General features: G+C 73.3%; 19 protein-coding genes and 1 pseudogene. 5 read left to right on the top strand and 15 right to left on the bottom strand.

All coding sequences use genetic code 11. The features are described from left to right. Positions 1-180 precede the first annotated feature (180 nt). Entirely contained in the window at positions 181-1,161 is a 981-nt protein-coding gene (locus FYW95_RS13085) for an alpha/beta fold hydrolase (RefSeq protein ID WP_159942678.1), read from the bottom strand. Between the two features lie 138 nt (positions 1,162-1,299). Between FYW95_RS13085 and FYW95_RS13080 the strand changes: the two genes are divergently transcribed. Then, positions 1,300-2,256 (top strand): SDR family NAD(P)-dependent oxidoreductase, encoded by a 957-nt coding sequence (locus tag FYW95_RS13080; protein WP_159942679.1) that lies wholly within the window; start codon positions 1,300-1,302, stop codon positions 2,254-2,256. Between the two features lie 28 nt (positions 2,257-2,284). Here the strand turns inward: FYW95_RS13080 and FYW95_RS13075 are convergent, their stop codons facing one another. Next, positions 2,285-2,851, bottom strand: coding sequence for a PadR family transcriptional regulator (locus FYW95_RS13075; RefSeq protein WP_159942680.1), 567 nt, complete (start codon positions 2,849-2,851; stop codon positions 2,285-2,287). Positions 2,852-2,977: 126 nt separating this feature from the next. Between FYW95_RS13075 and FYW95_RS13070 the strand changes: the two are divergent. Both FYW95_RS13070 and FYW95_RS13065 read left to right on the top strand, forming a co-directional pair. Further along, positions 2,978-3,387 (top strand): annotated as a pseudogene (locus tag FYW95_RS13070) (nuclear transport factor 2 family protein). 149 nt (positions 3,388-3,536) lie between these two features. After that, a complete protein-coding gene (locus tag FYW95_RS13065) occupies positions 3,537-4,757 on the top strand; it encodes a cytochrome P450 (protein ID WP_159942682.1) in 1,221 nt (406 codons plus the stop codon). A 22-nt stretch (positions 4,758-4,779) separates the two neighbouring features. Here the strand turns inward: FYW95_RS13065 and FYW95_RS13060 are convergent, their stop codons facing one another. The 8 genes from FYW95_RS13060 to FYW95_RS13025 all read right to left on the bottom strand — a co-directional run bounded on the left by FYW95_RS13060 (position 4,780) and on the right by FYW95_RS13025 (position 11,396). Beyond that, on the bottom strand, positions 4,780-6,048 hold the full coding sequence (locus FYW95_RS13060) for a cytochrome P450 (RefSeq protein WP_159942683.1): 1,269 nt from the start codon (positions 6,046-6,048) through the stop codon (positions 4,780-4,782). After that, positions 6,045-6,680, bottom strand: coding sequence for a GTP-binding protein (locus FYW95_RS13055; RefSeq protein ID WP_159942684.1), 636 nt, complete (start codon positions 6,678-6,680; stop codon positions 6,045-6,047). The genes FYW95_RS13060 and FYW95_RS13055 overlap by 4 nt, the downstream gene beginning before the upstream one ends. After that, positions 6,661-7,017, bottom strand: a complete 357-nt coding sequence (locus tag FYW95_RS13050; protein WP_159942685.1) for a DUF742 domain-containing protein — start codon at positions 7,015-7,017, stop codon at positions 6,661-6,663. Before FYW95_RS13050 ends, FYW95_RS13055 begins: the two co-directional genes overlap by 20 nt. Further along, complete coding sequence (locus tag FYW95_RS13045) at positions 7,014-7,469, bottom strand: roadblock/LC7 domain-containing protein (protein ID WP_159942686.1); 456 nt, start codon at positions 7,467-7,469, stop codon at positions 7,014-7,016. The genes FYW95_RS13050 and FYW95_RS13045 overlap by 4 nt, the downstream gene beginning before the upstream one ends. A 67-nt stretch (positions 7,470-7,536) precedes the next feature. Further along, a complete protein-coding gene (locus FYW95_RS13040; RefSeq protein ID WP_159942687.1) occupies positions 7,537-9,117 on the bottom strand; it encodes a sensor histidine kinase in 1,581 nt (526 codons plus the stop codon). 258 nt (positions 9,118-9,375) lie between these two features. Beyond that, entirely contained in the window at positions 9,376-9,762 is a 387-nt protein-coding gene (locus FYW95_RS13035; RefSeq protein ID WP_159942688.1) for a hypothetical protein, read from the bottom strand. Next, positions 9,762-10,835 (bottom strand): serine hydrolase domain-containing protein, encoded by a 1,074-nt coding sequence (locus FYW95_RS13030; protein ID WP_159942689.1) that lies wholly within the window; start codon positions 10,833-10,835, stop codon positions 9,762-9,764. The genes FYW95_RS13035 and FYW95_RS13030 overlap by 1 nt, the downstream gene beginning before the upstream one ends. Before the next feature lie 33 nt (positions 10,836-10,868). Then, entirely contained in the window at positions 10,869-11,396 is a 528-nt protein-coding gene (locus tag FYW95_RS13025) for an ArsR/SmtB family transcription factor (protein ID WP_159942690.1), read from the bottom strand. A gap of 229 nt (positions 11,397-11,625) precedes the next feature. Here FYW95_RS13025 and FYW95_RS13020 point away from each other — a divergent pair, with 229 nt between their 5' ends. After that, positions 11,626-12,135 carry a DUF7144 family membrane protein gene (locus FYW95_RS13020; RefSeq protein ID WP_159942691.1) on the top strand — a complete coding sequence of 170 codons (510 nt, stop codon included), beginning with the start codon at positions 11,626-11,628 and terminating at the stop codon, positions 12,133-12,135. 46 nt (positions 12,136-12,181) lie between these two features. Here FYW95_RS13020 and FYW95_RS13015 read toward each other — a convergent pair whose 3' ends face one another. The 3 genes from FYW95_RS13015 to FYW95_RS13005 all read right to left on the bottom strand — a co-directional run bounded on the left by FYW95_RS13015 (position 12,182) and on the right by FYW95_RS13005 (position 14,420). After that, the gene (locus FYW95_RS13015) at positions 12,182-12,775 is read right to left on the bottom strand and encodes an AMP-binding protein (protein ID WP_159942692.1); all 594 of its coding nucleotides are present in this window, start codon (positions 12,773-12,775) and stop codon (positions 12,182-12,184) included. A gap of 63 nt (positions 12,776-12,838) precedes the next feature. Next, complete coding sequence (locus FYW95_RS13010) at positions 12,839-13,285, bottom strand: carboxymuconolactone decarboxylase family protein (protein ID WP_159942693.1); 447 nt, start codon at positions 13,283-13,285, stop codon at positions 12,839-12,841. A 499-nt stretch (positions 13,286-13,784) separates the two neighbouring features. Further along, positions 13,785-14,420 (bottom strand): TetR/AcrR family transcriptional regulator, encoded by a 636-nt coding sequence (locus tag FYW95_RS13005; protein WP_159942694.1) that lies wholly within the window; start codon positions 14,418-14,420, stop codon positions 13,785-13,787. A 274-nt stretch (positions 14,421-14,694) separates the two neighbouring features. Here FYW95_RS13005 and FYW95_RS13000 point away from each other — a divergent pair, with 274 nt between their 5' ends. Next, positions 14,695-15,870 carry an acyl-CoA dehydrogenase family protein gene (locus FYW95_RS13000; protein ID WP_159942695.1) on the top strand — a complete coding sequence of 392 codons (1,176 nt, stop codon included), beginning with the start codon at positions 14,695-14,697 and terminating at the stop codon, positions 15,868-15,870. Positions 15,871-15,954: 84 nt separating this feature from the next. Here FYW95_RS13000 and FYW95_RS12995 read toward each other — a convergent pair whose 3' ends face one another. Next, a complete protein-coding gene (locus FYW95_RS12995; protein WP_159942696.1) occupies positions 15,955-16,329 on the bottom strand; it encodes an FKBP-type peptidyl-prolyl cis-trans isomerase in 375 nt (124 codons plus the stop codon). Positions 16,330-16,402: 73 nt separating this feature from the next. Next, positions 16,403-17,587: a mannose-6-phosphate isomerase, class I gene (manA, locus tag FYW95_RS12990; RefSeq protein ID WP_159942697.1), complete on the bottom strand. Its 1,185-nt coding sequence runs from the start codon at positions 17,585-17,587 to the stop codon at positions 16,403-16,405. Positions 17,588-17,748: the final 161 nt, after the last annotated feature.

Below are 17,748 nucleotides of genomic sequence, written 5' to 3'. Positions count from 1 at the left end.
GGTCCGTTCCGCCCGGTCCGTTACTGGTGGTCGGGCGGGGTGGACCAGACCCCGTGCGCGCCGTTCCGGGGCGGATGCGCACGGCGGCGGGCCGCGGCCACGGCGTCGTGGGCTGCTACCACCACCCCTCGGCGGGGGCCCGGCCCCCGGTGGTCCGGGGGCCCGGTCCCCGGCCGTTCGTCACGGGGCCCCGACGTGGTCCAGGAAGTCCAGCAGCGCGGCGTTGACCTCCTCGGGCCGCTCCTGCTGGGTCCAGTGGCCGCAGCCGGGCAGGGTGAGGCTGGCGTGCATCTTCGGCGCGATCAGGGGCAGCGCCTCTATGAGCTCGGGCACCCCGCGCATGGCGCGGACCATGTCCCGGTCCCCGGAGACGTAGAGCGCGGGCACCTCGATTCCCCGGCCCTGGAAGGGCGACATGAGCCCCTGGTTGCGCTCCATGTTGCGGTACCAGTTGAGCGGTCCGGTGTAGGCCCGCTCGCCGTGCAGGGCGTGCTCGCGTGCGAAGAGCGCCACGTCCTCCTCGGTCAGCCAGGCGGGCAGCTCCTCCGGGCCCGGCAGGCTCTCCATCAGCGTGCGGCCCTCGGGGACGTTCCACGGCCGCGGCTCGTCCACGTGCGGGTTGTCCCCCGAGAAGCCGACCAGGACGCGGCGCAGGAACTCGGCCGGGTCGGCGGCCATCTCGGAGTCGGCCACCCCGGGCCGCTGGAAGTAGACCTGGTAGTAGCCCTCGCCGTAGAGGTGGCGGCTGACCGAGGGCGGGGGCATCATGGCGGGCGGGAACGGCGGGACGCTCAGCCCCGCCACGCCGCGGACCAGGTCCGGGCGCATCAGGGCGGTGCTCCAGGCCACGGGCGCGCCCCAGTCGTGCCCGACCACGACCGCGCCGCGCTCCCCCAACGCGCCGATGAGGGCGACCACGTCGCCGACCAGGTGCGGCAGGGTGTAGGCCTCCACCTCCTCGGGTTGGTCGCTGCGCCCGTATCCGCGCTGGTCGGGGGCGACCACCCGGTACCCTGCCTCGGCCAGGGGCCCGAACTGGTGCCGCCAGGAGTACCAGCTCTCGGGGAAGCCGTGCAGAAGCAGCACGAGCGGCCCGCTTCCCTGTTCGGCGATGTGCAGCCGGACTCCGTTGACCTCGACGTCCCTGTGTTCCACGTCCATGGCGTGCTCACTCCTCGGTTTCGTCCGCGGTGCGGGACACGTTATCCGAGCGCCGTTCGGAACGCGGTTCCGCCCCGGGTGACGGGAGTCGGAAAGGCCCTTGAGGTGGAGCGCGCTCCAGTGCCTAGGGTTCGACGCATGAGCACACCGCAGCAGAGCATCGGATCGGGCTTCGGCGCGCGCTCCACCGCGCGCGAGGTCCTGACGGGCATCGACCTGACCGGCCGCCTGGCGGTCGTCACCGGCGGCTACTCGGGGATCGGCCTGGAGACCACCCGCGCCCTGGCCGAAGCGGGCGCACGGGTGGTGGTCCCCGCACGGCGCCCGGAGGCCGCCGCCTCGGCCCTGGAGGGGATCGGCGGGGTGGAGGTCGAGGCCCTGGAACTGTCCGACCAGGAGGACGTGCGCGCCTTCGCCGCCCGCTTCCTGAGGACGGGGCGCGCGATCGACCTCCTCATCAACAACGCCGGGGTGATGGGCTGTCCGCACGCCACGGCCGGCCCCGGCTGGGAGTACCAGTTCGCCACCAACCACCTGGGGCACTTCACCCTGGTCAACCGGCTCTGGCCCGCCCTGGCCGACGGCGGGGCCCGGGTGGTGTCGGTGTCCTCCTCCGGGCACCGGGCCTCGCCCATCCGGTGGGACGACCCCTGGTTCGAGCGGGGCTACGACCGCTGGCTGGCCTACGGGCAGTCCAAGACCGCCAACGCGCTGATGGCCGTGCACCTGGACCGGCTCGGCGCGCCCTTCGGCGTGCGGGCGTTCTCCCTGCACCCGGGGGCGATCCTGACCCCGCTGCAGCGGCACATGACCCGCGCGGAGATGGTCGACCGGGGCTGGGTGGACGAGGACGGCAACCTGGCCGACCCGGGGTTCAAGACGCCCGAGCAGGGCGCGGCCACCCAGGTGTGGGCGGCCACCTCGCCGCGGCTGGAGCGCATGGGCGGGGTGTACTGCGAGGACTGCGACATCGCCGTTCCCGCCGGTGCCGACCCCGACCGGGCGGGGGTGAGCGAGCACGCGGCCGACCCCGCCCAGGCCGAGCGCCTGTGGGCCTTCTCCGCCGAGCTGACCGGGGAGGACGCGCTGGCCTGAGGGAGCCCGCCGCGCCTCCGCCGGAGGCTCACCCCTCGCGGACGGCGGCGCGGCGGTCCAGGGCGGCGAGGACCTCCTCGCCCCAGCGCACGTTCTCCCGCTCGAAGGACAGGCCCCGCACGAGGGTGAGGTAGGGGCCGATCCGCTCGGCCCCGGCCAGGTACTCCTCCTCGGTGCGCCCGGCCAGCAGCCGCTCCCGCAGGCGCTCGAAGCGGGCCGCCTTGGCCCGCGCCCACGCGACCCGCTCGGCCACGGAGTCGCGGACCGCACCGGTGTCCCCCGCGTCGGCGGCCTGGAGCTGGACGAGGAGTTCGTCGCGGACCGCGGGAGGGCGGGGCGGGCGGGCGGTGAAGTCGCGCAGGGCTGCGTACCCGGCCTCCGTCAGGGTGAAGACCCGCTTGTTGGGACGCCTGCGCTGTTCGACGACGGTGGCCGCGACCAGCCCCTCGGCCTCCATGCGCTCCAGCTCCCGGTAGAGCTGCTGGGGGGTGGCCATCCAGAAGTTGGCCACGGAGGCGTCGAAGTTCCTCGCCAGGTCGTACCCGGAGGCCGGGCCGTCCAGCAGGGCGGCCATCACGGCGTTGCGCAGTGCCATACGCGCAGCATAGCCAGCAGTAGACAACACCGCACTTAGACAACTCGTTGCCCTCCTCTGGCCGCCGGGGCCGGGCGCTATTACCCTCCGGTACACCTAATCAACGAGTTGACTGTGGAGAGCGCGATGACCTCCCCCTTCCGCGCGGCCGTCGAGGCGGCGGCCACGACGCCTTCCACGCCCTGCTCGCCGAGGACGTGGTCTTCCACAGCCCCGTCGCCTTCCGGCCCTACCGGGGACGGCCGATCACGGCGGCGATCGTGCGCGGGGTCTCCCGCGTGTTCGAGGACCTCCGCTACGTGCGGGAGCTCTCCGCACCCGACGGCCACGCCCTCGTGTTCGAGGCCAGGGTCGGGGACCTGAGCATCCAGGGCTGCGACTTCCTACACACCGACGAGGAGGGGCGGATCGACGAACTCCTCGTCATGGTGCGCCCCCTGTCGGCCGCCCGGGCCCTGGCCGAGGCCATGGGCACCCGGTTCGAGCGGATCTCCCGCGAGGCCCGGGAGGAGTCCGGGCGGGGCGCCAGGGCCTGAGCTACGGGTAGACATTTTTCCCATAAAGGAATTTGGGTGAGGAATCCTGCCACTTCCCGGTTGTGGAAAACTCTTTTTCCCTGGACCTGAGCTAGAGGGCAAAACTACTGTGGAACCCCGCATCCCCTCATTGGTGAAGGAGAACGGCGATGACCGTGGCTCCCGAGATCCCGGACATCCTCTCCCCCCAATTCCTCAGAGACCCCTACCCCGCCTACCGGGCCATGCGCGAACGAGCCCCCGTGTTCTGGCACGAGGCCACCCGGAGCTACGTCGTCTCCCGGTACGAGGACGTGCGGCGGGCCTTCCGCGACGAGGCGTTCACCACGCGCAACTACGACTGGCAGCTGGAGCCCGTCCACGGGCGCACCATCCTGCAACTGGACGGACGCGAACACGCCGTCCGACGGGCCCTGGTCGCCCCGGCCTTCCGCGGCGCCGAACTGCGGGAGCGCTTCTGGCCGGTGATCGAGCGCAACAGCCGGGAACTGGTCGACGCCTTCCGCCACACGGGCGAGGTGGAGCTGGTCGGGCAGTTCGCCACCCGCTTCCCGATCAACGTCATCGTGGACATGCTGGGCCTGAACCGCTCCCACCACGACCGCTTCCACCGCTGGTACAGCTCGATCATCGCCTTCCTGGGCAACCTGTCCCAGGACCCCCGGGTGACGGAGGAGGGGCTGCGCACCCGCGAGGAGTTCGCCGCCTACATGCTGCCGGTCATCCGCGAGCGCCGCGAGAACCCCGGGGACGACCTGCTGTCCACCCTGTGCACCGCCGAGATCGACGGCACCCGGATGAGCGACGAGGACGTCAAGGCCTTCTGCAGCCTGCTGCTCGCCGCGGGCGGGGAGACCACCGACAAGGCCGTGGCGAGCATGTTCGCCAACCTGGTCACCCATCCCGAGCAGTTGGCCGGGGTGCGCGAGGACCGCGACCTCATCCCGCGCGCGTTCGCCGAGACCCTGCGCTACACCCCGCCCGTGCAGATGATCATGCGCCAGCCCGACCACGACGTGGAGCTGGGCGGCCGGACCATACCCGCCGGGTCCACGGTGACCTGCCTGATCGGTTCGGCCAACCGTGACGGTGACCGCTTCGGCGACCCCGACGTCTTCGACATCCACCGCCCCGAGCTGCGCGGCACCACCTCCTTCACCGCCGCGGCCGAGCACCTGGCCTTCGCGCTGGGGAGGCACTTCTGCGTGGGCGCCCTGCTGGCCGAGGCCGAGGTCCGGGTGGCCGTCAACCACCTGTTGGAAGCCATGCCCGACGTCCGTCTGGCCGAGGGGGCGGTCCTGGAGGAGACCGGCGTCTTCACCCGGGGACTGCGGGAGCTGCCGCTGCGCTTCACCCCGGTCCCCGGCTGAGGGAGACCGCGCCCGGGTCCCCTCACCTGCCCGGGGTGAACCGGACCGGCAGGTCGAACAACCCGCGCATCCACACCGAGGGCCGCCACCGGAGCCGGTCCGGCGGTACGGCCAGCCGCACGTCGGGCAGCCGGTCCAGCAGGCTCTCCACCGCCGTGCGGGCGATGATCCCGGCCGTCTCGGGCGCCGGGAAGGGGCACCCGTGCTCGCCGTGGCCGAAGGACATCTGTGCGCGGTTGCTGCCGTAGATGTCGAACACCCCGGCGTGCAGGCGGGGGTCGGCGTTGGCCGCCGACAGGCCCAGCACCAGCAGGTCGCCCCGGCGGATGTGGCGTCCGCCCAGTTCGCAGGCCTGCACCGCCCACCGGCCGATGAAGTTCTGGGTGGGGGTGTCCTTCCACAGGACCTCGTTGAGGGCCTCTCCGGAGCTGCTGCGTCCCCCCTGCAGGACCACGGAGAACTGGTCGTCCACCAGCATCAGCCGCAGGGTGTTGCCGATCCAGTTGCCGGTGGGGGCCTGCGCGGCGGCGAGGATCACCAGCAGGTCGATCACCACCTCGGCGTCGGTCAGGCCCGCCGGGTGCAGCAGCAGCCGCGAGGGCAGGTCGGCGCGCGGCGCGCGGCGGCGGTCGGCGACCAGGTCCTCCAGCCGCCCGTACACGCGCTGGTGGGCCCCGCCGGCGTCGGCGGTGACGTCGAGCGAGAGCAGGACGTCGGCCACCATGGCCGGGACCTCCCGCTCGGGCAGGCCGTAGAGGCGGGCGATGACCCCGGCGGGGATGCGGTGCGCGTACTGGCCGACGAGGTCGGCCTCCCCCTCGGCGGAGAAGGTGTCGATGAGCCCGTCAGCGACCTGCTGGCACAGGTCCCGGAAGTCGACGCGGTCGATGGCGTCCAGGGCGTCGCCGATCGCCCCGGCCCGGCGCTGGTGCTCGGCCCCCTCGGCGAACATGACCGAGGGCGTCCACATCACGTAGGGCATGAGCGGCCAGTCCTCGCCGATCTCGTCCCACTGGTTCCAGCGGCGGCAGTCACGTGCGAACCACTCGGGCCTGCTCGTGACGTGGTGCAGCTCCCGGTAGCCCAGCACGAACCAGGCGGGGACGTCCCCGTCCAGGAGGATGGGCGCGACCGGGCCGAAGCGCCGGCGCAGGTCCTCGTAGAGCCCGGCGGGGTCGCGGGCGATGTCGGGGCCGTAGAAGCGGACGGCCTCGGCGTGGTCGGACGAGGGGGACGGCGGTCCGCTGCTGGGCGGAGCGGCGTCCTCCGTCAGGCCCGGGGTGTCGTTCACTGCGTGTCCTCAGGAGTGGGTGCGGACGTGGCGGACCCCGGTACGGGGCCCGACACGTGCTGGACGAGGGCGACCAGAACGTCGCGGCTGGACTCGCGGCTGCGGGCGTCGCAGTCCACCAGGGGCACCCGGTCGGAGACGTCGAGCGCGCGGCGCACCTCGGCCAGCCCGGGTCCGGGCCCGAAGCGGTTCACCGCGACCACGAAGGGTGTGCGATGGTGTTCCAGCCGGTCGATGGCGTACCAGGAGTCCTGGACGCGGTCAGTGTCGACGAGGACGACGGCGCCGATGCTGCCCGTGAACAGCTGGTTCCACAGGAACCAGAACCGCCGCTGGCCGGGGGCGCCGAAGAGGTAGAGCACACGCCGCTCGTCGATGGTGATGCGGCCGAAGTCGAAGGCCGCGGTGGTGGTGCGCTTGTCCCGGACGGCGCTGAGGTCGTCGACCCCGACGCTGGCCTGGGTCATGATCTCCTCGGTGCTCAGCGGCCGCATCTCGCTGACCGAACCGACCATGGTGGTCTTGCCGACGCCGAAGCCGCCGACGATGACGATCTTGAGGGCGTTGTCGGCCGTGGCGGCGAGCGGGGCGCGCCGCGGCTCGCCGTCGCGTTCAGAGGCGTTGGAGGGCAAGGAGCACCTGCTTCAGGGTCTCGGGGTCGTGCCCTTCGGCCGGCCGGACCGCGGAGGCGGGGTGGCGGGCCGTCACCCGCCCCGTGTCCAGCAGGTCGAGCAGGAGGATCCGCACGACGCTGACGGGCAGTTCGAGTTCGGCGGAGACCTCCACCACGGCGGTCGGTCGCGTGCACATCAGCAGGATCGCGGCGTGCTCGGACTGCATACCGGGCGCCGGCTCGCACTCGGAGACGATCAGGGTGACCGCGTCGAGGGCGCGGGCGTCGTCGGCACGGCCTCCGGTCACGGTGTACAACCGGTCCGGGGACTCCCGCTGGAGAGGGCCGTGGTTCATCGCGTCGGTTCGGCGCCCGTCCCGGCCCGCTCCGCCCAGCCGCCCGCGCCGGGAAGCCCGATCCGGCGCGGGGCGGCGGTGAGGAAGCCGCCGATTCGCTCCACGAGTTCGTTCATGTTGTGGCCGACCACCCCCACGTCGGCGTCGTGGGTGGTGACCACCGCCAGGTGGGCGCCCTCGCCCGCGCCGATGATGAGCAGGACGCCGCCGCCGAACTCGACCATGGCCTGGCCCGCCCCGCCGCCGTCGCCGAACTCCGCGGAGGCGCTCAGGGACAGGCTCTGGATGCCCGCGGAGATCGCGGCGAGCTGGTCGGCGCGGTCCACGTGCAGTTCGTGGGTGTGGCACATCTTGAGTCCGTCCCTGGACAGCACGAGGACGTGGCGGACGCCCGGTGTCCTGTCGCGCAGGTTCTCCAGCAGCCAGTCGAGGCTAATGTCCATGGTCTCCATCGGGCTCCTCGTTCTTCCCTTCGGCTCGGTGGGCTGTTGGTCGTGTGGGGCGTGGCGGGGTCCGCGCTCACCCTGTCTCGGGCGCGGACCGGTCCGGGGCCACGCGGGCCTCCCGGAAGGCCGCGAACCTGGTGCCGGGGTCGCCGCCGGAGCCGGTCGCCCGCATCGGCCGCGGGTCGAGCTGGTCGGGCTCCTCGCGCAGCGCGGCGGCCAGGGTGTACCCGCGGCGCCGCCGGGGCAGGCCGGACGGTTCCCGCACGGGCAGGGCAGCGGCGGCGCGCGGGCCGTGTTCGGCGCGGCGGGAGGGGGCGAACCCGTGCGGCGCCGGCTGGGAGTCGGTGACCAGGTGCGGCGGGACGAGGACCACGACGCCGATGCCGCCGCGCGCCGAGGGGCGGAAGCTGACGCTGAGCCCGTACTTGGCGGCCAGGCGGCCCACCACCGCCAGGCCCATGCGGGTGCCGCGCAGCGTGGACAGGTCGCGGGGCTCGGTGACCAGGCTCTCGGCAAGCCTGCGCTCGCGCACGCGCATGCCCAGCCCGCTGTCCTCCACCGTGATGGTCAGCCCCGTGTCCTCCTCCTGGACGTAGACGTGCACCTCGGTGCCGTAGGCGGAGAAGTTGGCGGCGTTGTCCATGAGCTCGGCCAGGGCCTGCATGACGCCCTCGGCGGCGTAGCCGACGATGGCGGCGGTGCTGGTGTTGTGCAACCGCACCCGGCGGTAGGCGCTGATCCGGCCCATGGCTCCGCGCAGGATGCTCTCCATGACGATGGGGCGGGTCCAGCGGCGGCCCGAGCGGCCTCCGGCCAGGACGACGAAGCAGTCGGCGAGACGGCCGGTGCGCGAGACGCCGTGGTCGATGTCGAGCAGGTCGCCGAAGATGCCGGGGCTGTCGCCGTAGCAGTCCTGGAGTTCGCGGAGCTTGGCCAGCAGGCTGGTCAGGTGGGCCTGGATACGGGCGCCGGAGGCGGCCGCGGCCGCCATGGCCGAGGCCGAGCGACGGTTGGCGGCCAGCAGTTCCTCCAGGACGTGGTGGCGCAGGCCGTCGAGGGCGCCGTGGACGGCCGGGAGCTCCTCCTGGAGGGTCTCGGCGGCGCTGAGGCGGTCCTGGCGGATGCGGGCGACCATGAGGGGCAGGCCGCGGCGGTCCAGGTCGGCGACCTGTTCCTCCAGCGCGGTGCGCAGGCCGCGCTCGTGGGCGAGGCGGGCCCGGGCGTCCTCGAACCCGTCGGCGACCGCGGAGGCGAGCCGGTGCAGCGCGACGTGGCGGGGTCGGGGGTGCTCCGCGAGCACCTCGTGCGCGGAACGGCCCCGGTCCACACCGGCGGCGAGCGCGGGCAGGAGCTGGTCGACCAGGTGGGCGGCCTCGCGTTCGAGGGTCTCGGCGGTGGCGTCGACACGGGTTCCGTGCTCGCGGGCGGCGCGGGCCGCCGCGGCCCGGTGGGCGGCCACCGCGACGGCCGCGCACAGGCCCGTCCCGGCCGCGCCGAGGGCCAGGGCCACGAGCTGGCGGGCCTCGGCGGGTGCCGTGATCACCACCCACGAACATGCGGGGGCCACCAGCGCGGTCACGGTCAGGAGGGCGACCAGGGCCTGTTGTCCGGGCCGGAGGGGGGACCGTTTCCGTTCGGACACGTGGACTGACATGAGTGGGATCCTCGCGGGGCAATCGTGCGAAGGGAGCGGGGCCGTGCCCGGACCCGTCGCCCGGTCTCCGGGCAGGGGAGGCCCACCCGGATATCCCTCGGAGAATTCGCGGGTGGACGGAATTTACCGTAGACCAGATCCGAAAGGCACGTGGACGTTCTGGCCAGGAACCCCGTCGACCCGGCGGGAAAGCGGAGCGATTCGGCGTTTTCGATTCTGACATCCCATGCATTCCGCACTTTCTGCCATCCCCGCCCGTCAGACGACGACCAGGAGGGCGGCGGCCGGGAACGCGAGGAGCACCAGTGTGCCGATCGCGGACAGGCGCCGGGAGGCCGCGCCCGGGTCCGCCCCCCGCGCGCGCAGCTCCGGCCAGCGCAGGACCACGGCCGCCGCCGAGGCGGCCGTCAGGGCCAGGACCAGGTACCACACCAGCACCGGAACGAGCGCCCACGAGGTCAGCAGCAGGGCGAGCACCAGGAAGAAGAAGGTGTTGGCCGTGCGCGCCAGCGCGTCCCAGCGGTCCAGGAGGCGGTGGCGGCCGCCGTCGCGCCGGGCGCGTACGAGGACGCCGCAGGCGCTGAGCGCGCAGGCCCCGTTGAGGAACACCGCCACGGCGTAGGGCAGCAGGTCGAGCGGGTCCATCAGGGGGCCTCCCCGGTCAGCAGCTCCAGTGCCAGCGGCTCCAGTCCGGTGGTGGTGTTGCCGAAGGCGAGCACCGCCCGACCGGCCTCCCGGTCCAGGGCGACCATGGCGGCGAACCCCCCGCTGCCCCCGTTGTGCCAGGTGACCTCGGCGCCCCCGTGGTCCTCCACCACCCAGGCGAAGCCGATCCGGCCTCCGTGCCCGTCGTCCCAGCGCGGCTCCATCGCGGCCGTCCCGGGCGCGGTGCCCTCCAACAGGGCGCGGACGTAGCGTTCCATGTCGGCGGGGGTGGAGCGGACTCCGCCCGCGGGCGCGTAGGCGTGGGCCAGCCAGGGGTCCGCCCGCCGCCCCCGCTCGGTGTGGCCCACCGTGGCGTCCTCGGGCAGATCGGCCTCGGAGACGGGTAGGAGGCTCTCGTCCATGCCCAGGGGGTCGAGCACGCGCTCGCGCAGCAGAGTGCGGTAGTCGCTCCCGGCCGCCTCGGCCAGGGCCTGGCCCAGGACGGCCGTGCCCATGTTGGAGTAGCGGGACTCGCCGCGGCCGGACAGCCCGGCGGCGGCGACCTGGTCGGTCAGGGTATCGACGTCGTAGCGGTAGGGGTCCCCGCCCAGGGTGACGGCCAGGGCCAAGCGCGCCTGGTCCCGGGGGCGGCTCGGCAGGCGGGGCAGGCCGGAGCGGTGGCTGGCCAGCTCGGCCAGGGTCACGTCCGCGGCCGGGGCGTCCCCCAGCTCGACCAGGGCGCCGAGCCGGGTGTCCTCGGTGACCTCGCCCCGCTCGACGGCGTCGGCGAGCAGCAGCCCGGTCATCGTCTTGGCGACCGAGCCGATCTCGTAGTCGGTGTGGTCGTCGGCGCCGAAATGGGCGAAGCGGGTCCGGTCGCCGTCGATCTCGACGACGCTGACCCGGTCGTGGACGCCCCCGGCCAGCAGGGGGCGCGCCCGGTCGAGGAGGCCGGGGTCCCCGGCCTCCTCGGCGGACAGGTCCGGCACCACCGGCCGGAGGGCGACACCGGCGGCGAGCACCAGGGCGGCCGCCGCGCAGGCGGCGGCGATGACTCGGGTCGGGGGTCTCATGAACGTTCCTTCCTTCCGCCGTGCCCGTCGGCCTCAGACGGTCCCGCCCGCCGCCGTGAGGATGGTGAGCAGGGGGACGACGCGTTCGGGCGGGACGGCGTAGTGGCCGCGCCGGACGGTGGTGACCCATCCGGCGGCGGCGAGCTGGTTGACGTGGTGGTAGATCTGTCCCGTGGTGCCGAAGTCGGAGCGCTCGGCGAGCTCGGCGACGGTACTGGCGCCCTCCCAGACGGCGTGCAGCAGGCGCAGGCGCACGGGGTGGCCCAGGGCGTCCAACCCGGCGGCCAGGCGGGACCAGTCGGCTCCCGCCAGGCGCTCCACCGGCAGGCCCTGCTGCCACTCCAGGGCTCCGCCGCCGTCCTCGCCGCGCACCACTCCCGCGAAGACCACCGCGCCGCGCCCGGTGGCGTGCTCCCGCAGGGCGTTGAGGGCGAAGAACGCGTCCCGGGGCGCCTCCTCCGCTCCCCCCTCCCGCACGGGTTCCCCGGCCGCGCGCTCCTCCAGGGCGGCGACCCGTGCCTCCAGGTCCGCCAGCCGCCGCTCGGTCGTACGTTCCGCCATGCCCCCACCTTACTCACTATTCCGTAATTACGTAATCTCATACCCATGGGGTCGCGGACCGGCCGCCCCCGCACGGAGAGCTTTGCCGGATCCGTAGCCACGGGTGGTGTGGCGCTGACCCCGCCGGTCCGATGATGAGACAAGGTGCGCGGATCGCGTATCCGCCAGGGACAGCCGAACGGCCGTTCCTGCGTCCCGGACCCCCGGGAACGGCCGGGAAGGAGCGGACATGCGGACGCAGGCAGCGAACGGGTGGCAGTTCTTCACCGCGACCCTGTTGATCGTCACCGGAGCCGTCAACATCGTGCAGGGGCTGGTCGCCCTCTTCAGGCCCTCCTTCTACGAGACCACCGCCTCGGGCGTGCTCCTGCTGGACTTCACCTCCTGGGGCGTCCTGCTCGGCCTGTGGGGCGCGGTGCTCGTCGTGGCCGGTCTGGCCGTGCTCTCCCGCAGCGCCTGGGCCAGGGCCTTCGCCCTGGTCCTCGCCTCGCTCAACGCCATCGCCCAGCTGGGCTTCGTCACGGCGATGCCGCTGTGGTCGGCGGTGGCCATCGCCGTGGACGTCCTGGTGATCTACGGTCTGACCGCGGGCTGGCCCTCGCGGGAGGAGGCCGCGGACGAGCGCCGGCACGAGGCCGTCTACGACAGCGGGTACCGGGCCGCGCACGCCGCTGCCCGCCCCGCACCGTCGGACGAACCCGCCAGGGAGGAACAGCGGACCACCGGACAGGGTTCCTGAGCGCTGACCGCCCCGTCACGGCGACGGGGCGGTCGCCTGTGTGGGGTCAGTCCCGGTACAGCTCCTCGCCCTTGGGGTCGCCGGGGGTCCCGGAGGTGTGGACGACGGTGAACAGGTCCCCGGGGCCGCGCCCGCGCCAGCGCTCGGCGGCGGGGCCGCCGGGGGCGCCCCGGAGGATGGCGTAGTCGGTGTGGCCGCGCGCCGGTTCGGCCCCGTCCACGACCATGAGGGCGCCCAGGGGCGTGCCGGGGTCGCCGAGGAGGCCCTCCCAGGCGGCGGCCAGGTCCGGGTTCTCGACCACGGCGAGGCGGGCGCGGCTGTGCCGGGCGATGTGGGCGACCTGTTCGGGGGCGGAGGTGCCGTAGACGGTGGTGGGGACGGCGCCCGTGTGCACGAGGGCCAGGTCGCTGAGCCAGTGCTCGGGGCGGTTGGCCATCATGAGCAGGACGTGGTCGCCGGGTCGCACGCCGGGGGCCGCGTAGCCCTCGGCGAGTTCGGTGATCCGGTCGCGCACCAGCGACCAGGTCAGGGTGCTCCATTCACCGGTGCCGGGCTCGCGCCAGGCCAGGGCGGGGGCCTCGGGCCGGTCGGCGGCGTTGCGTTCGAGCAGGTGGGGCAGGGTCGCGTCGGCGGGCAGCATGTGGGCTCCTGGGTCCGTTGCCGTGTTCGGCGCGCGCCGCGCGGGGCCCGGCGCCCTCCCGGGTCAGCGCTCGCGCGGATGCAGGTTGCTGGTGACGGCCAGGCGGTTGTAGAGGTTCATCACCGAGGCCGCGGCGACGAGCGCGGCCAGGGCCTGGTCGTCGAAGTGCTCGGCGGCCTCGTCGTAGACCCGGTCGGAGACTCCGTGCTCGCCCAGGCGGGTGATCTCGTCGGTGAGGGCCAGGGCCGCCCGCTCGGCGTCGGTGAAGAGGGTCCCGGCCTCGTACCAGGCGGAGACGAGGAAGAGCCGCTGCTGGCTCTCCCCCTCGGCCAGGGCGGCCCGGGTGTGCAGGTCGACGCAGAAGGAGCAGCCGTTGAGCACCGAGGCGCGCAGTTTGACCAGCTCCAGCAGGCGGGGTTCCAGGTGTTCGGCGATGGATTTGTCGATCTCGCCCAGTTTCGCGTAGACCTCGGGAAGCTTCTTCGCCCAGTTCACGCGCTTTTTCGCCACGGGGAAAGCCCTTCTCGTCGCACGCCTGCGCCGCCGCCTGCGGCGGTCCCGATCCACGCTACCAACGCCCTGCCGCGCCGAACATGGGCGGGGAGGAAAACCTCGGTCGGAAAAGGCCGGTTACGGTCGCCTTGTTCGCTTATCGAAGCGCCTTTTCGTGCGCTACGAAGAAGGTGTTGTCGGCTGTGGGCGTGAGAGGTTCCTCAAGCCCACACGAGTGCACGTGAGTGAGCGCCGTGGCGCTGACCTCCGAAGGGCGATGTCCGGTGGAGGGAAGACCCTCGGGGAACCCGTCGGGCCGGCGGCCGGGAAAGTCCACCGAACCGCCTCCTGGACCCGCCCGATGGCCCGTGCCCCGGGGGTCGCGGTTCCCGCGGTGGATCCGGCCCGCGCCTCCACGTGGGGCGCCCGGCACCGGCGGCACCCCATGACCGGCCACAACAGGAAGGCGTCCCGGCGCGACGCGGCCAGCATCGCGCTCGGGCGACGCGCCCCGGGCTCAGCTCTCGTCCTTGATCCGGGCGAAGACGCCGGTCAGGCCGTCCAGGAAGGCCGCCAGCGCCAGTTCGAAGCTCGCGTCGTCGATCTCGGCGGCGTGCTCTGCCAGGCGGTGGGCCTGGGACAGGTTCGGGTAGCGGTCGCGGTAGACCCGCACGTCGTCGTCGAACCCGCGGGCGAAGGAGTTGGTCGCGGCCCCCACCACCAGGTACTTGGTGGAAGCGCCGATCATCGTGGCGTAGCGGGGCGGCCACCCGGCGCCCACCAGCCCGCCGTGCACGGCGTCGGCGCGGCGCAGCGCCTCCTCGCGGCGGCCCGGCCCGGAGGAGACCACGGGCAGCAGGTGGGGGTGTTCGGCCAGGGCGTCGCGGTAGGACCGGGCCCACACGGTGAGCCCCCGGCGCCAGTCGCCGCCCTCGAAGCCCGAGACGTCGATGCGCGAGGTGACCTCGTCGGCCACCTCGGTGAGCAGCTCCTCCTTGGTGCGGTAGTGGCTGTAGAGGGAGGCCGCCTGCACGTCGAGTTCCTGGGCGAGTTTGCGCATGGACAGCCCGTCCAGCCCGTCCCGGTCGATGAGCGCGAGCGCCGCGCTCCGGATGGCCGGTTTGCTCAGGATCGGCGTCTTGGGTCGGGCCACGGAAGGAACCCCTTCTCCACTGCGGCGGACGGACCGGTACCTCCGGCGTCCGGCCTGATCATCGCATGTCGGTGCGCCGTATGGGTCCCCTTGGCGGCTTTCGCGCCCCCGGCCGCCTCCGTACGCGACCGCGCGGGACGGAGCCCGGCGGGGTACCGCGCCGGGGCGTCCCGGCGCCCGTCACCACCGCTGCGGACCGCCCCTTGCACGCACGTCGGTGGAACCCGTACCCTTCCATAACCGAACACTGTTAGGTTACTGGGGAGACAAGGCCGTGATCGATTTCTCACTGAGCGAAGAACAGCGCGCCATCCGCGACTGGGTGCGGACCTTCGTCGAGCGGGAGCTGATGCCGCTGGAGAACGAGGTTCTGCGCCGTGAGCGCGAGGGGCACCCGCCCGGCCTCACCTCCAAGGAGCGCACCCGCCTGCGCGAACTGGCCCGCAAGTCCGACTTCTGGGGTGTGGAGACGCCCGTGGAGTACGGCGGCATGGGCCTGGACCCGGTCACCGCCGCGATCATCGAGATCGAACTGGGCCGGACCTTCCTGACCTTCAAGTTCGGCGGCGAGGCCGACAACATCCTCTACCACGCCAACGAGGAGCAGAAGAAGCGCTACCTGCTGCCCACCATCGCCGGTGAGCGCCGCTCCTGCTTCGCCATCACCGAGCCCGGCGCGGGCTCCGACGCCAAGGCCATCCGCACGCGGGCGGTCCGCGACGGCGACGAGTGGGTCATCAACGGCGAGAAGACCTTCATCACCGGCGGCAACGAGGCCGACTTCACCATGGTCTTCGCGGTCACCGACCCGGAGAAGGGCGCCAACGGGGGCGTGACCTGCTTCCTGGTCGACCGCGAGGCGGGCTGGACCTCCGAACCGATCGACACCATGGGCGAGCGCCGCCCCGCCGCCCTGGTCTTCCAGGACGTGCGCGTGCCCCACGAGAACATCCTCGGCGAGGAGGGCAAGGGCTTCGCGCTGGCGATGCAGTGGATCGGCAAGGGCCGCTACCTGCTGCCCGCCCGCGCGCTCGGCGGCTGCGAGCGGCTGCTGGACATGGCGATCGAGTACTCGCTCACCCGGGAGACCTTCGGCGCGCCCATCGCCGAGCGCCAGGCCATCCAGTGGATGATCGCCGACTCCCAGACGGAGATCGAGGCGCTGCGCCTGCTGGTGCTGCACGCCGCCTGGCAGGTCTCGGTGGGCCGGGACTCGCGGCACGCGCAGTCCATCGCCAAGCTGTTCGGCGGGGTGAAGGCCAACGAGATCGTCGACCGCGTCATGCAGATCCACGGCGGCATGGGCTACACCCGTGAGCTGCCCATCGAGCGCTTCTACCGCGACGTGCGGCTGCTGCGCATCTTCGAGGGCACCGACGAGATCCAGCGCCGCACGATCGCCCGCGACCTGCTCAAGGGCCACGTGAAGGTGGGCGCAACCCTGGGTTAGGGAACGGGAGGAGGGGCCCGTGCCGCACGTGGGAGCGCGGCACGGGCCCCGCGCGCTCCGGGGCGCGTGCGGCGGATACCCGCCCTAGCGCACGCCGACCAGGTCGCAGACGAAGATGAGCGTCTCGTTCGGCTTGATCGCGCCGGGGGCGCCGCGCTCGCCGTAGGCCAGGTGCGGCGGGATGACCAGCTTGCGGCGACCGCCCACGCGCATGCCCAGGATGCCCTGGTCCCAGCCCGGGATGACCTGCTGCGCGCCCAGGCGGAAGCTCAGCGGCTGGCCGCGGTTCCAGCTGGCGTCGAACTCCTCGCCGCTGGAGAAGGCCACGCCGACGTAGTGGACGTCGACGGCGCTGCCGTGCCCGGCCTGCGCGCCCTCGCCGATCTCGATGTCGGTGATCTCCAGGTCGGCGGGGGGCGGTCCCTCGATGAAGTCGATCTCCGGACGCTCAAGCGCCATGGTGGTACCCCTCGTGTCGTCTACGGGAACAGGGGCCCAGGCTATCGGCGCGGCGGAGCGAAACGCGCCCGCCTCACAGGTCCCCGACGGTGGCGGCGACGACGTGGCCCTGCCCCTCGACCTTGATCGGCCCGCTGTCGGCCTGCACGAACACCGACTCCCCGCGCCGCAGGGTCACCCCCTGGCCGACCTCGGCGACCAGTTCCACCTGACCGTGCAGGGCGAGCACGACCGCGGGCCCCTCCCCTGGCAGGTGCGCGGTGATGCGTCCCGGTCCGATCTCGTGCAGCGCGAACTCCGGCGCGGCCGGGCGGAACTCGCGGCGCCCGTCCAGGTGGTCGGGCCGGGCGTAGGGGATGGGCAGCACCGAGAAGTCGACCACGTCCAGGAGTTCGGGCGCGTCCACGTGCTTGCGGGTCAGCCCGGCGCGCAGCACGTTGTCGGAGCTGGCCATCACCTCCACGGCGGTGCCCTGGAGGTAGGCGTGCATGTTGCCCGCGGGCAGGAACAGGGCCTGGCCCGGCCACAGCGTGACCCGGTTGAGCAGCAGGGCCGCGACCGCCCCCGGGTCGTCCGGGTAGCGGGCGGCCAGGTCGGTGACGATGGCCCGGTGGGGGCAGGACGCCCCGGAGGCCGACCACTCGCGCACGAAGTCGCCGATCAGCCGCGGGCGCTCCCCGTCGGGGAGGGTGAGCAGGCGGGTCAGGGCCGCGCGCAGCGCGGCGCCGGTGTCCGGCAGGGCCAGGTCGGCGCGCAGCAGGGCCGCCAGCTCGCAGGTGAGCCCGCGCAGGTCGACGCTGGCGGCGGTGGGCTCCCGGAAACCGCACAGGGCCTCGAAGGGTTCCAGGGCCAACAGGAGTTCGGGTTTGTGGTGGGGGTCGCGGTAGTTGCGGTGGGGGGCGTCGACGGGGATGCCCGCGCGCTCCTCGGCCTCGAACCCGGCCCGGGCCCGGTCGGCGTCCGGGTGCACCTGCAGGGACAGGGGCGCCTCGGCGGCCAGCACCTTGAGCAGGAAGGGCAGCCGCGCGCCGAAGCGCTCGGCGGTGCGCCTGCCCAGCACACGGTGGGGGTTGTCGGATATCAGGGCCGGCAGGGGCCGGGCGCCGTCCTCGCACTGGGCCGTGCTCGGCGCCCCGTGGTGGGCTCCCAGCCACAGTTCGGCCTGGGGCGTGCCGTCGGGCTCGGCGCCCAGCAGCCTCGGGATGGCCGCGCGGGCCCCCCAGGCGTAAGGCCGTACCTGGTTGGTGAGCCTGTGCATCCGCCCCCCGCTTTCCCGTCTGCGTGATCTCACCCCGTGGACGCTCCGGCGAGGTGGCAACAGTCTCGCGAAGAGGTCCGTCGCGGTCGACCCGGCGCGCCCCACTCTTGGCGGTAGTGCACACTTCACCTCGCGGGGTGGGCTGGCACCCGACGAACACG

Source organism: Nocardiopsis sp. FR4 (assembly GCF_009830945.1).
GTDB lineage: Bacteria > Actinomycetota > Actinomycetes > Streptosporangiales > Streptosporangiaceae > Nocardiopsis.
Note: the sequence above shows the minus strand (reverse complement) of the source record. Positions and strands in the feature narration are given on the sequence as shown.

Coding starts and splice junctions, on each gene's coding strand:
- FYW95_RS13085 (WP_159942678.1), bottom strand. CDS start 1,161: ATGGACGTGGAACACAGGGACGTCGAGGTCAACGGAGTCCGGCTGCAC.
- FYW95_RS13080 (WP_159942679.1), top strand. CDS start 1,300: ATGAGCACACCGCAGCAGAGCATCGGATCGGGCTTCGGCGCGCGCTCC.
- FYW95_RS13075 (WP_159942680.1), bottom strand. CDS start 2,851: ATGGCACTGCGCAACGCCGTGATGGCCGCCCTGCTGGACGGCCCGGCC.
- FYW95_RS13065 (WP_159942682.1), top strand. CDS start 3,537: ATGACCGTGGCTCCCGAGATCCCGGACATCCTCTCCCCCCAATTCCTC.
- FYW95_RS13050 (WP_159942685.1), bottom strand. CDS start 7,017: ATGAACCACGGCCCTCTCCAGCGGGAGTCCCCGGACCGGTTGTACACC.
- FYW95_RS13045 (WP_159942686.1), bottom strand. CDS start 7,469: ATGGAGACCATGGACATTAGCCTCGACTGGCTGCTGGAGAACCTGCGC.
- FYW95_RS13040 (WP_159942687.1), bottom strand. CDS start 9,117: ATGTCAGTCCACGTGTCCGAACGGAAACGGTCCCCCCTCCGGCCCGGA.
- FYW95_RS13035 (WP_159942688.1), bottom strand. CDS start 9,762: ATGGACCCGCTCGACCTGCTGCCCTACGCCGTGGCGGTGTTCCTCAAC.
- FYW95_RS13030 (WP_159942689.1), bottom strand. CDS start 10,835: ATGAGACCCCCGACCCGAGTCATCGCCGCCGCCTGCGCGGCGGCCGCC.
- FYW95_RS13025 (WP_159942690.1), bottom strand. CDS start 11,396: ATGGCGGAACGTACGACCGAGCGGCGGCTGGCGGACCTGGAGGCACGG.
- FYW95_RS13020 (WP_159942691.1), top strand. CDS start 11,626: ATGCGGACGCAGGCAGCGAACGGGTGGCAGTTCTTCACCGCGACCCTG.
- FYW95_RS13015 (WP_159942692.1), bottom strand. CDS start 12,775: ATGCTGCCCGCCGACGCGACCCTGCCCCACCTGCTCGAACGCAACGCC.
- FYW95_RS12995 (WP_159942696.1), bottom strand. CDS start 16,329: ATGGCGCTTGAGCGTCCGGAGATCGACTTCATCGAGGGACCGCCCCCC.
- manA (WP_159942697.1), bottom strand. CDS start 17,587: ATGCACAGGCTCACCAACCAGGTACGGCCTTACGCCTGGGGGGCCCGC.